We start from the raw sequence: 13609 nt of genomic DNA on the forward strand, positions 1-13609 counted from the left end.
CGCGCAGACCTACCAGAGAGCGAGACACGCCCCATGACCGACATCCACGGCCCCCGTCCGGCCGACCCGCTGGCCCGGTTCCTGGCCGCCGCCGACGCCACCCCCGCGCGCACCGCGGTGGTGGCCGCCGACGGCCGGCTCAGCTACGCCGAACTCGCCCGCCGCACCGCGGAGCTGGCGGGCGCCCTGCGCGCCCACGGCATCGGCCGCGGCGACCGGGTCGGCATCCACCTGCGCCGCACCGCCGACCTCCCGGTGGCGCTGCTCGCCGTGTGGCGGGCGGGCGCGGCCTACGTACCGCTCGACCCCGCCTACCCGCGGGAGCGGCTCGCCTTCATGGCCGCCGACGCGGGACTGGCCCTGCTGCTCACCGCCGAGCCGGGCGCCGTCCCGCTGCCCGGCGGCGTCCCGGTCCTCGGCCCGGACGCGACGGGGGAGACCGGCCCGGACACCCCGGTCACCGCGCTGGACGCGGCCTACGTCATCCACACCTCGGGCTCCACCGGCCGCCCCAAGGGCGTCGAGGCCACCCGCGGCGGTGTCGCCGCCCTCCTGGCCGGCCTGGAGGAACGCGGCCTGTACCGGTCCGCGCCGGGCGTGGTCGGCTGGAGCGCGAGCGTGTCCTTCGACGCCTCCGTCCAGCAGTGGGCGCGGATCTGCCGGGGCGACACCGTCGTCGTGGTGGACGACAGGACCCGCACCGACCCGGACCGGCTGGCCGCCCTGCTCGACGCGCACGGCGTCACCGACCTGGACCTCACGCCCTCGCACTGGGAGCTGCTGCGCGAGCCGCTGGCGGCCCGCCCGGTCCGGCTGTTCATGGGCGGCGAGCCCGTACCGCAGGCCACCTGGGACGAGATCACCGCCGGTGGCACCGACGCGTTCAACCTGTACGGCCCCACCGAGTGCACCGTCGACTCCACCACCACCCCGATCGGCGGGCCCCGCCCGCACCTCGGCGACGCGCTGCCCGCCGCGGCCGTGCACCTGCTGGACCGGGAGCTGCGGCCGGTGGCACCCGGCACCACCGGCGAGCTGTACATCGCCGGTCCCGCCGTCGCCCACGGATACATAGGCCGGCCGGGCCTGACCGCCGAACGGTTCGTGGCCAGCCCCTTCGCGCCCGGTGCGCGCATGTACCGCACCGGCGACCTGGCCCGCCGCGGCCCCGACGGCACCCTGGAGTTCGCCGGCCGCGCCGACCGCCAGCTCAAGCTGCGCGGCTTCCGCATCGAACCGGGCGAGATCGAGGGCGCCCTGACCCGCCATCCGGGGATCCGCGAGGCCGCCGTCAAGGTCCACGAGGCCGCCCCCGGCGACCAGCGGCTGATCGCCTACGTCACCACGTCCGGCACCGTGGAGCCGGGTGCCGACGGCGTCCTGGCGCACGCCCGCACCCTGCTGCCCGTCCACATGGTCCCGTCCGCGGCCGTCGTCCTCGACGCGCTGCCGCTCACCCCCAACGGCAAACTCGACCACGCGGCGCTGCCCGCACCGGCCCCCGCCACGGCGTCCCGGCCCCGGCCGGCCGACAAGACGGCCGGCCGGGCGGCCGACGGCGCGTCGGACGCCGGTGCCGCGGACACCTGCGCGGCGGACAAGGGCCTGGCCGAACAGGTCGCCGACGTCTGGCGGACCGTCCTCGGCCGTGACGACATCCGCCCCGACGACGACTTCCTCACCCTCGGCGGCCACTCGATCGCCGCGCTGCGGGTCATCCACGTCCTGCGCCGCACCCTCGGCGCCGAACTCCAGCTGCGCCACCTGCTCGACGCCCGCGACCTCGCCGACTTCACCGAGGCGGTCCGCACGGCGGTCCTGGCCCCGGCACCCCGGCGCCCCGCCCTCGTCGGCGGCACGGCAGGTGCCAGGTGACATCCCCACGACCGCGGATCGAGGGCGACTGGCTGCTGGTGCCCGCACCCCAGGACCACCGGCCCTACCGGCTGTTCTGCTTCCCGCACGCCGGCGGGGACGCCACCGCCTTCGCCCCGCTGGCCCACGCGCTCGCCCCGGCCGCCGAGGTGTGGGCGCTGCGCATGCCGGCCCGGGGCGGCCGCAGCCGGCACCGGATGCCCGCCACGTTCGACCTGCTGGTGCGGACCGTGACGGAGGCCCTCCTCCCGCACCTGAACGGCCGCTTCGGGTTCTACGGGCAGAGCTTCGGCTCCCTGCTGGCCTACGAGGTGGCGCGCGCCCTGCCCGCCGGGCAGCGGCCGGAGACGGTGATCGCCGGCTCCGCGTCCGCGCCCGGCACCTGGTCCGCCCCGACCCCGCCGCAGTACCAGGCCGAGGAACTGCTGCGCACCTGCGGCATGGGCGAACTCGTGCAGGCCGAGCCGGAGTTGCGGGAGCTGGCGTTGCGGGCCATCCGCAGCGACCTCGCGGTGCGCGACACCTACCGGTACCGGCCGGTCCCGCTCCTCGACACCGCCCTGCACGCCGTCGCGGGCGACGCCGACCCGCTGCTCGACGCCGCCCTGCTCGCGGGCTGGGCGGAGCACACCTCGGGCGCCTTCGGCCTGACGGTGGTCCCCGGCGGACACCTGCTGGCGACCGTAGAACGGCCCGGACCGGTGGGCCTGCTGACCTCGATCGTCGGGCACCGGCCCGAACCGACCCCCAGGGAGCCCCGATGGCCACGAGCACAGTCCCTCGTCCGCTGACCCCCGCCCCGGCACCGGCCGGCCCCGTCGACCTGAGCGATCCGGGCCTGTGGACCCGCCCCGACCTGCCCGTCGTCGTCGACCGGCTGCGGGAGGCAGGCCCCGTCCAGCGCACCCTGACCGCCGACGACGGACCGGTCTGGTCGGTGCTCTCCTACGACCTGGCCGTCGAGGTCCTCAAGGACGCGGCCACCTACAGCTCGGAGGGCGGCTCGCTGCTCGGCGCCGGAGCCGGGAACACGCCCGTCGGCGCGGGCCGCATGATGGCCCTGACCGACCCGCCCCGCCACCGCGAACTCCGCGCCCCCGCCTCGCCGTTCCTCTCGCCCGGCGGCGCCCGCGGCGCGGCGCCCGGCATCACCGAGCTGTCCCGTCGGATCGTCACCGCGGCCGTGGAACAGGGCGAGGCCGACCTCGTCGACGTCGTCTCCCCGCTGCCCCTGACCGTCATGTGCGACCTGCTCGACGTCCCGGACCAGGACCGCGAGATGGTCGTACAGGTCTGCGACGACGCCTTCCTCGGCCGCACTGCCCAGGAACGCAGGGCCGGTCACCAGCGGCTCATCCCGTACCTCATGCACCAGGTCATGAAACGGCGGGCCGACCCCCGGGACGACCTGATCAGCATGATGGCCACGTACCGGATCGGCGGACGGCCGCTGCCCGTCGAGGACGTGGTCCTCAACCTCGACAACATCGTCGTCGGCGGTGTGCAGACCGTGCGTCACACCGCCGTGATGGGGCTGCTCGCGCTGGTGCGGCACCCGGAGCTGTGGCGGCAACTGCAGAGCGGCGAGGCCGAGATGGGGCCGGCCCTCGACGAACTGCTGCGCTGGACCTCGGTCGGCCTGCACACCCTGCGCACCGTCACCCGGGACACCGTGCTCGGCGGCCACCAGATCCGGCGCGGCGAGCGCGTCGTCGTCTGGACGTGGGCCGCCAACCACGACCCGGCCGCCTTCGACCGCCCGCACGACATCGTGCTCGACCGCAGCCCCAACCGCCATGTGGCGCTCGGCCTCGGCGCCCACTACTGCATCGGCGCGCCGCTGGCCAAGACGGAGCTGAGCGCGCTCTTCACGGCCCTGCTGGAACACGTCGAACGGATCGAGCCGACCGGACCGGTCCAGTACAACCGCTCGATCATCAACTTCGGCCTGGACCACTTCCCGGTGCGCCTGATCGCCCGCCGAACCCGCTGAACTTCCGCTCTCCTGCCGGAACTCCTGCCTGTCGGCGCGGTCGTGCGCCGATAACTTCGAGAAGTCCGCACGGAATTCCGGGAATTGAGGGAATTCCGAAACGCCCGCCCCGCTCACGACGGAGGAAAACCATCATGACGAATCCCTTCGAAGACGAGAACGGCACCTACAAGGTGCTCGTCAACGACGAGAACCAGCACTCCCTGTGGCCCGCGTGGATCGACGTCCCGGCCGGCTGGACCGTCGCTTTCGGCGAGGCCGACCGGCAGGCCTGCCTCGCCTGGATCGAGGAGAACTGGACCGACATCCGTCCGGCGAGCCTGCTCGCCGCCCTCGGCCGCTAGGAGGCGCCGCCGTGTCGACCGCACCGACCGCACCGCGCTGGGAGACCGCTCCCGGCCGCCCGGCCCTGACCCGCGTGACAGGCGTCCACGACATGGACGCGGCCGTCGACTGGCTCCAGGACAACGGCCCGCACCTGCGGGCCGCCCTCGCCGAGCACGGCGTGATCTTCCTGCGGGGCCTGCCGGTCGCCGCCGGCGAGGACGTCGCCCGGGTCCGGGACGTGCTCCTGCCGGAACCCACCCCGTACCGGGAGAAGGCCACCCCGCGCAGCGACTTCGGCCACGGGATCTTCTCCTCGACCGACCTGCCGCCCCACCAGTCGATCCGGATGCACAACGAGAACAGCTACACGCTCACCTTCCCCGGCAAGCTGCTCTTCGCCTGCCTGACCGCGCCCGCCGAGGGCGGCGCCACCCCCGTCGCTGACTGCCGCAAGGTCCTCGCGAACCTGCCCGCCGGCCTCGTGGACCGGGTGCGCGCCAGCGGCTGGACGCTCACCCGGAACTACTCCGAGTACGTCTCCCTGGACTGGCGCACCGCCTTCGCGACCGACGACCCGGCGCAGGTCGAGGCGTACTGCGCCGAGAACCTCGTCTCCTGGGAGTGGCGGGAGGACGGCCGGCTGCGCACCCGCCAGCTGCGGCCCGGCACCATCACCCACCCGGAGACCGGCGAGGAGGTCTGGTTCAACCACCTCGCGTTCTGGAGCGAGTGGTCGCTCGACCCGGTGATCCGCGAGGCCCTGACCGACGAGTTCGGCCCCGACGGCCTGCCCTTCAACACCGGCGTCGGCGACGGAGCCCCGCTCACCCGGGACGACGTGGACACCCTCAACGCCGTCTACGAGGCGGCCACCGTCCGCGAGCCCTGGCAGCGCGGCGACGTGATGCTCGTCGACAACATCCTCGCCGCCCACGGCCGCGACCCGTTCGGCGGCGACCGCAAGATCGCCGTCGCCATGGGATCGCCCGTCGACGTCCTGGACTGCCGGCCCGGCGTGCCGCCCGCCGCGTTCCGCGCCGCACCCCTGCCCACCGCCTGACCAGGCCCCCGTGGCCCGTGACGTAAGGACAGATCCGTGATCCCGGTTTCCTTCGCGCAGCAGCGTCTGTGGCTGACCGACCAGATCGAAGGGCCTGGCCCGCTGTACAACCTGCCGTTCGCGGTCCGCGTGCGCGGCGTCCCGGACCCGGCGGCCCTGCGGGCCGCGGCCGTGGACGTCGTCACCCGGCACGCGGCGCTGCGCACGGTCTTCCCGGCCGTGGCCGGCGTCCCCGTGCAGCAGGTGGTGCCCGCCGAACGGGCGGCGGCGGATCTCTCCTTCACGGTGGTCGACTGCACGGCCGACCCCGGCGGCTATCCCGCGCGACGCGACGCGGCGGCGGCCGAACCCTTCGACCTGCGCGGCGAACTCCCGGTACGCCTATGGGTGTTCGTCCTCGCCCCGGACGAGTACGTGCTGCTGACCGTGCTGCACCACATCGCCGGCGACGGCTGGTCCAGGGGACCCTTCCTGCGCGACCTGGCCGCCGCCCACGCGGCCAGGCGCGCGGGCCGCGCCCCCGACTGGGAGCCGCTGCCCGTCCAGTACGCCGACTACGCCGTCTGGCAGCGCGAACTGCTCGGCGACGACAGCGACCCGGACAGCCTGATGGCACGTCAACTGGCCTACTGGCGGACCAAGCTGGCCGGACTCCCCGAGGAACTGACGCTGCCCGCCGACCGGCCCAGGCCGCGTGCCCTGGGCGGCGGCGCCGACGCGCTGCCGATCCGTTTCGACGCGGAACTGCACGCCGCACTGCTGGAGCTGGCGCGCACCCACCGGGTGACCCTGTTCATGGTCCTCCAGGCGGCCCTGGCCGCCCTGATCTCCCGGCTGGGCGGCGGCACCGACGTGCCGGTCGGCTCGGTCGTGGCGGGCCGCTCCGAGGAGGCGCTCGACGACCTGGTCGGCTTCTTCGTCAACACGCTGGTGCTGCGCACCGACCTCTCCGGCGACCCGTCCTTCACCGAACTCCTGGCCCGGGTCCGGGAGACCCACCTGGAGGCCCACGCCCACCAGGACGTCCCCTTCGAACGCCTGGTGGAGGAACTGAACCCGGTCCGCTCGACGGCCCGCCACCCGCTGTTCCAGGTGATGGCCGTCCTGCAGCGCAACGAGAACACCCCGAGCGCCCAAACGGGCCCGGACGGCCTGGACTTCACGCCCGAACCGCTGGGGCTCAGGGTCGCCAAGTTCGACCTCAACATCGGACTGGAGGAGAACCACGCCCCGGACGGCACCCCGGCCGGGATCACCGGCTCCGTCGAGTTCGCCGCCGACCTCTTCGACACCGGGACGGTCGCGGCGTTCGCCGCCCGCTGGGAACGGCTGCTCGAAGCGGCCGTCGCCGACCCGGACGCGCCGGTCGGCCGGCACGACCTGCTGGGCGAGGACGAACGGGCCCGGATCCTGGGGGAGTGGAACGACACCGCACGCCCGGTGCCGGGCGACTCCACCCTGACCGAGGCGTTCGCCCGGCAGGCCGCACGCACCCCGCACGCCGTCGCCGTCGTGTCGGACGACGTCACCTACACCTACGCGCAGGTACGGGCCCGCGCGGAGAGCCTCGCGGCCCGGCTCGCCGCGCTGGGCGTGGGACCCGAGACGCCGGTGGCCATGCTGCTGGAGCGCTCGGCCGAGGTCGTGGTCGCCACGCTGGCGATCGTGCTGGCGGGCGGGGCGTACGTGCCGCTGCACGCCTCGCTCCCGCCGGACCGCCTGGAGTGGGTGCTGGCCCAGGCCGGCGCGCCGGTGCTGCTGACGGACCGCGACGACCTCGGCTTCGTCCCGGACGCCCTGGTGATGCGGCCCGACGGCGATCCGGTGCCCGGGTTCCGGCCGCCGGCGGCCCACCCGGACCAGCTCGCCTACGTGATGTACACCTCCGGCTCCACCGGGCTGCCCAAGGGCGTCGCGGTCCGCCACCGCGACGTCGTCGCCCTCGCCACCGACCACCGCTGGCAGGGCGCCGACCACCGCCGTGTCCTGCTGCACTCGCCGCACGCCTTCGACGCCGCCACCTACGAACTCTGGGCGCCCCTGCTGTCCGGCGGCACCGTCGTCGTCGCCCCGCCCGGCCACCTCGACCCGGCCGTCCTGCGCGCGGTCGTAGAACGCCACGCGGTGACGGCGGCCTGGCTCACCAAGGGCCTCTTCGACGTCGTCGCCGAGGAGAGCCCGCAGGCCCTCGCCGGACTGCGCGCCGTCACCACCGGCGGCGACGCGGCCGCGCCGGCCCTGCTGCGCCGGGTCCTGGACGCCTGCCCCGGCCTGGTCCTGGGCAACGGCTACGGCCCCACCGAGACCACCACCTTCGCCACGTTCCGCCGGATCACCGACGACGACCTGACCGGCGCCCGGGTGCCGATCGGCACCCCGCTCGACAACATGCGCGCCTACGTCCTGGACGGCGGCCTGCGCCCGGTGCCGCCGGGCGTCCACGGCGAGCTGTACGTGACCGGAGCCGGCCTCGCCCGCGGCTACGCGGCCCGGCCCGCCCTGACCGCCGAACGGTTCGTGGCCTGCCCCTTCGAGCCGGGCGAACGGATGTACCGCACCGGCGACCTGGTACGCCACCGCGCCGACGGCGCCATCGAGTTCCTCGGCCGCACCGACCACCAGGTCAAGATCCGCGGCTTCCGCATCGAACCCGGCGAGATCGAGGCCGTACTGGCCCGGCACGAGGGGGTCGGCCAGGTCGCCGTGGTGGTCCGCGAGGACGACGGCGACAAGCGGCTGGTGGCCTACTGCACCCCCGCGGGCGACCGGCAGGACCTGGCGGCCGCGCTGCACCGGTACGCCGCCGACACCCTGCCGGGCTACATGGTCCCGCTCGTGATGGTCCTCGACCGGCTCCCGCAGACCGCCAACGACAAACTGGACCGCGCCGCCCTGCCCGCCCCCGACCTCGGCGGACCGGCCGGCGGACGCACGCCCCGCACGCCCCGCGAGGAGATCCTGTGCGGCCTGTTCGCCGAACTGCTGGGCCTCCCCTCGGTGGGCGTCGACGACGACTTCTTCGCCCTCGGCGGCCACTCCCTGACCGCCACCCGGCTGGTCAGCCGCATCCGCACCGTCCTGGGCGCCGAGATCCCGCTGGCCGACCTGTTCCAGGCACCGACGCCCGCGGGCCTCGCCGACCGGCTCGCCGACGGCACCACGGGCAGCCCGGCCCGCCCGGCACCCCGGCCCGCCGACCGGCCGGAGCGGGTGCCGCTCTCCTTCGCCCAGCAGCGGCTCTGGTTCATCGGCCAGACCGAGGGCCCGAGCGCCACCTACAACGTCTCCCTGGCCCTGCGGCTGCGCGGCGCCCTGGACACCAGCGCGCTGGAGGCCGCCCTGCGGGACGTCGTCGCCCGCCACGAGGCCCTGCGCACCGTCTACCGCACCTTCGACGGCGTCCCCCACCAGCACGTCCTCGACGAACCGCCCGCCCCGCTGCTGACCGTCGCGGACATCCCCGTCGCCGCCGCCGCGGGCCACGTCTTCGACCTCGCCACCGACATCCCCGTGCACGCCCACCTGATCCCGGCCGGACCCGGCGAACAGATCCTCGTCCTGGTCCTGCACCACATCGCCGCCGACGGCGCCTCCCTGCGCCCGCTCTTCGACGACCTCACCGCCGCCTACCGGGCCCGCCGCGCCGGCGCCGCACCGAACTGGCGGCCGCTGCCGGTGCAGTACGCCGACTACGCGCTCTGGCAGCGCGACCTGCTCGGCACCGACCAGGACCCCGACAGCCTCCTGACCCGGCAGCTCGCCCACTGGAGGACCGCCCTCGCCGGACTGCCCGACGAACTCAGCCTGCCCGCCGACCGGCCCCGCCCGGCGGTGCCCGGCCACCGCGGCGACACCGTCCGCTTCGAGCTCGGCCCCGCCCTGCACGCCCGGCTCACCGACCTGGCCCGCACCCACGGCGCCACCCTGTTCATGGTCCTGCAGGCCGCGTTCGCCACCCTCCTGCACCGCTTCGGCGCCGGGGACGACATCCCCGTCGGCACCCCCGTGGCCGGCCGGGCGGACGGCGCCCTGGACGACCTGGTCGGCTTCTTCGTCAACACCCTCGTGCTCCGCACCGACCTGTCGGGCCGCCCGAGCTTCACCGACCTGCTGAACCGTGTCCGCACCGCCGGCCTCGCCGCCTACGCCCACCAGGACGTGCCCTTCGAACGCCTGGTGGAGGAGCTCAACCCGGTCCGCTCCGCGGCCCGCAACCCGCTGTTCCAGGTGATGCTGGCCTACGACAACACCACCGAGGCGGACATCACGTTCCCCGGCGTGCACGCCGAGCACGTGACCACCGACTTCACGGCCTCCCCGTTCGACCTGTGCCTCAACGTCTCCGAACGCCACGGACCCGACGGCACCACGACCGGACTGGGCGGTGCGCTGGAGTACGCCACCGACCTGTTCGACCGGGACACCGCCGAGCGGCTCACCACCGCCCTCACCGCCGTGCTGACCCAGGTCGCCGACGACCCCGGCCGGCCCGTCGGCAGCCTGGACCTCCTGACGTCCGACGACCGTACGGCGCTGGCGCGTTGGAACGACACCGCGCTCCCCGAAGCACCGGCCCTGCTGCCCGAGATCTTCGCCACGCAGGCCGCCAGGACCCCCGACGCCGTGGCCCTGGTCAGCGGTGACACCTCGCTGACCTACCGCGAACTGGACGCCCGCGCCGACGCGCTGGCCCACCGGCTGACCGCCGCCGGCGTCGGCCCCGAACAGGTCGTCGCCCTCGCCCTGGACCGCTCGGCCGACTCGGTCGTCGCGATCCTGGCCGTGCTTCGGGCCGGCGGCGCCTACCTGCCGCTGGACGCCGACTACCCGGCCGACCGCCTCACCCACATGCTCCGCGACACCGCCCCGCTGCTCGCCCTGACCCACGCCCCCTGGCCCCTCCCGGAGATCCTGGACGGCGTGCCCCGGCTGGCACTGGAGGAGGACGGCTCCGTACCCGCCCACCCCGCCCGGCCCGCGCCCCGGGCCGGCGCCCGCAACGCCGCCTACCTCATCTACACCTCCGGCTCGACCGGCCGGCCCAAGGGCGTGGTGATCGAGCACCGGGGCGTCGCCAACCTGTACGCGTTCCACCGGGCCACCACCATCGCGGAGGCCGAACACGCCCACCCGGGACGGCGGTTCAGGTTCGCGCTCACCGCCTCCCTGTCCTTCGACACCTCCTGGGAGGGAATTCTCTGGATGGTGGCCGGGCACGAGCTGCACCTGCTCGACGACGACTGCCGCCGCGACGCCGCCGCCGTGGTCCGCTACGTCGCGGAAGCCGGCATCGACGCGCTGGACGTCACCCCGACCTACGCCGAACAGCTCCTGGAGGAAGGGCTGCTGGAGCGACGGCGGCTGCCGGTCCTGATGCTCGGCGGCGAGGCGGCGGGCCCGGCCCTGTGGACCGCCGTGCGCGCAACGCCCGGTGTGACCGGCCACAACCTCTACGGCCCGACCGAGTACAGCGTCGACGCCCTCCACGCCCGGCTGGCCGAGCACGAAACCCCGCTGATCGGCGAGCCGTTGACGAACACCCGGGCCCATGTGCTGGACGAGAACCTGCGCCCGGTCCCGGTCGGTGTGGCCGGCGAGCTGTACCTGGCCGGCGCGGGCATCGCACGCGGCTACCTGAACCGACCCGGCCTGAGCGCCGAGCGGTTCGTGGCCGACCCGTTCGCGGCGGGCGAGCGGATGTACCGCACCGGCGACCTGGTGCGCCGCCGCCCGGACGGGGCGGTGGAGTACCTGGGACGCACCGACCACCAGGTCAAGATCCGCGGCTTCCGCATCGAACTCGGCGAGGTGGAGGCCGTGCTGGCCCGCTGCCCCGGAGTGACGCAGGCCGTGGTCGTCGCCCACGAGGGGAGACTGGCCGGCTACGTGACCGGAGCGGCGGACGGCACCGCAGTACGGGAGTTCGCGGCGGGCCTGCTGCCCGGGTACATGGTCCCGGCGGTCGTGACGGTGCTGGACACGCTGCCCCTGAACGTCAACGGCAAGCTCGACCGCGCGGCACTGCCCGCGCCGCGCTTCGCGGGCACGGCTGCCGGGCGGGCGCCGGCGAGCCCGCGCGAGGAGACCCTGTGCGGTCTGTTCACCGAGGTGCTGGGCCTGGAGTCGGTCTCGGCGGACGACGACTTCTTCGCCCTGGGCGGCCACTCGCTGCTGGCGACCCGGCTGCTGAGCCGGATCCGCGCCGTCCTGGGCGAGGACATCGGCATCCGCGCCCTGTTCGAACACCCCACCCCGGCCGGTCTCACCCGCCACCTCGACACCGAGCGCGGCCCGCAGGACTCCCTCGGGATCCTGCTGCCGCTGCGGACCGGCGGCACCGCGACCCCGCTGTTCTGCGTGCACCCCGGAGCCGGCATCAGCTGGGTCTACTCCGGCCTGCTGCGCCACCTCGACGCCGCCCACCCGGTGTACGGCCTGCAGGCCCCCGGCCTCCAGGGCGGCGCCACCCCCGACAGCGTCGGCGAGCTGGCCGCGACCTACCTGCGGCACATCCGGACCGTCCAGCCCAACGGCCCCTACCACCTGCTCGGCTGGTCCTTCGGCGCCGTCGTCGCCCACGAGATGGCCGTACGGCTCCAGGCGGCCGGCGAGGACACCGGTGCCCTGATCCTGCTGGACGGCTACCCGCCGTCCGCCGTCCCCGACCCCGGCGCCGCCGCGGACCCCGGGCAGCCGACCGATCCGCTCGCCGCCCTGCTCACCTCCCTCGGCCTTCCCGTCGAGGACGGCGTACCGGACGCCCTGCGGGCCATGCTCGGCGACGCCGCCGACACCCTGCCCCGGGTCTTCGCCGACCACGACAGGCTGCTGGCCGCACACCAGCCCGGCGTCCACCACGGAGACGCCCTGTTCATCGGCGCCGCGCTCGACAAGCCCGCCGACTGGCCGTACGAGAGCGCCTGGCGGCCGTACGTCACCGGCCTGATCGAACACGACCTGCTCGCCTGCGAGCACGGCGCGATGACCCGGCCCGGCCCGATCGCCCTGATCGCGGAAGCGGTCGCCAAGAAACTCCGCTCCGCACAGCCGGGAGACCACCGATGAGCCGCGCCTACGCCGGTCCCGCCGCACCCGGGCGGGAGAAGGAGCGGCCCGCCCGCGGCCGTCTGGGACTGTGGTCCGAACGGAACTTCCGCAGGCTGTGGCTCGGCGAGACCACCAGCGGCCTGGGCACCGCCGTCGGCCATGTCTCGCTGTCCCTGGTCGCGGTGGTCACGCTGCACGCCTCCCCGTTCATGATGGGCGTGCTCACCGCGGCGGCCTGGACGCCGTGGCTGCTCATCGGGCTCCCGGCCGGAGCCTGGGTGGACCGCTGGCCGCGCCGCAGGACCATGCTGGTCTGCGACCTGGCGCTGCTGGTCCTGTTCGGGAGCGTTCCCGTGGCCGCCTGGCTCGGGGTGCTCACGCTGGCCCAGGTCGTGCTCGTCGCCCTGCTCTCCGGCGCGGCGAAGGTCTTCTTCAGCACCGCCTACACCGCGCTGCTGCCCGCGCTCGTGGCCGACGACGACATGCTGGAGGCCAACGCCAAGCTGCACGGCGCCGAATCGGCGGCGGACGTCGCCGGACCCGGCGTGGCGGGCCTGGTCACCCAGGCCTTCGGCGCGGTCACCGGGGTCTTCCTCGACGCGGCGACCTACCTGGTCTCCGCGCTCTGCCTCGGCGGGATCGACGTCCGCGAGAACCCGCCGGAGCCGTCGCAACGCCGGGCGCTGCGGCGGGAGATCGCCGAAGGCGTCCGGTTCGTGGCCCGCGACCCGTACCTGCGGACCCTGGCGGGCTTCGGCGCCCTCGCCAACCTGGCCCTCAACGGCATCCAGGCCGTACAGACCGTCTTCCTGGTCCGGGACGTCGGCCTGCAACCGGGCGCCGTCGGCACCGTGTTCGCGGTGGTGAGCGTCGGCGGCCTGGCCGGGGCCGCCCTCGCCGGACGCGTCGCCCGCTGGTTCGGCACCGCACGCGGACTGCTGCTGTGCATGCTGGTCGTGGCGCCCTTCATCTTCCTGCTGCCCTTCGCGGGACGGCAGTTGCCGCTCATGGTGAGCGCCCTGGCCTGGGGCGTCGCGGTGTGCGGGGTGGTCGCGGGCAACGTCATCGTCGCCGGCTTCTACCAGACCTACTGCCCCTCCCACCTGCTCGGCCGGGTCCGGGCGAGCGCGTCGACCGTCAACTACGGGGCGATCCCCGTCGGCGCCCTGCTCGGCGGCTGGCTGGGCGGCGCCGTGGGCAGCAGACCCACCATCTGGATCATGTCCGGCGTGCTGCTGTGCGCCGCCCTCGTCCTGCTCGCGAGCCCTCTTCGCACCCTCCGCAACCTTCCCCGGATGTCGTAAGGA

The 13609-nt window shown here is 74.8% G+C and carries 7 protein-coding genes; all 7 read left to right on the forward strand.

Features of this window, described 5'->3' with window-relative positions:
• The first annotated feature begins 33 nt into the window (after positions 1–33).
• The 7 genes from ACIQVL_RS20445 (at position 34) to ACIQVL_RS20475 (ending at position 13606) form a co-directional block, all read left to right on the forward strand.
• On the forward strand, positions 34–1875 hold the full coding sequence (locus ACIQVL_RS20445; RefSeq protein WP_403439518.1) for a non-ribosomal peptide synthetase: 1842 nt from the start codon (positions 34–36) through the stop codon (positions 1873–1875).
• Complete coding sequence (locus ACIQVL_RS20450) at positions 1872–2666, forward strand: thioesterase II family protein (protein WP_403476007.1); 795 nt, start codon at positions 1872–1874, stop codon at positions 2664–2666. The genes ACIQVL_RS20445 and ACIQVL_RS20450 overlap by 4 nt, the downstream gene beginning before the upstream one ends.
• Positions 2636–3868 (forward strand): cytochrome P450, encoded by a 1233-nt coding sequence (locus ACIQVL_RS20455; protein ID WP_403439515.1) that lies wholly within the window; start codon positions 2636–2638, stop codon positions 3866–3868. Before ACIQVL_RS20450 ends, ACIQVL_RS20455 begins: the two co-directional genes overlap by 31 nt.
• A gap of 134 nt (positions 3869–4002) precedes the next feature.
• Positions 4003–4212, forward strand: coding sequence for an MbtH family protein (locus ACIQVL_RS20460; protein ID WP_361300713.1), 210 nt, complete (start codon positions 4003–4005; stop codon positions 4210–4212).
• Between the two features lie 11 nt (positions 4213–4223).
• Entirely contained in the window at positions 4224–5255 is a 1032-nt protein-coding gene (locus ACIQVL_RS20465; RefSeq protein WP_403439513.1) for a TauD/TfdA family dioxygenase, read from the forward strand.
• A 36-nt stretch (positions 5256–5291) separates the two neighbouring features.
• Positions 5292–12320: an amino acid adenylation domain-containing protein gene (locus tag ACIQVL_RS20470; RefSeq protein ID WP_403476008.1), complete on the forward strand. Its 7029-nt coding sequence runs from the start codon at positions 5292–5294 to the stop codon at positions 12318–12320.
• Positions 12317–13606, forward strand: coding sequence for an MFS transporter (locus ACIQVL_RS20475; RefSeq protein WP_403476009.1), 1290 nt, complete (start codon positions 12317–12319; stop codon positions 13604–13606). Before ACIQVL_RS20470 ends, ACIQVL_RS20475 begins: the two co-directional genes overlap by 4 nt.
• Positions 13607–13609 lie beyond the last annotated feature (3 nt).

Origin of the sequence: Streptomyces sp. NPDC090499 (assembly GCF_044769305.1) — a bacterium.
Taxonomy (GTDB): Bacteria; Actinomycetota; Actinomycetes; order Streptomycetales; family Streptomycetaceae; genus Streptomyces.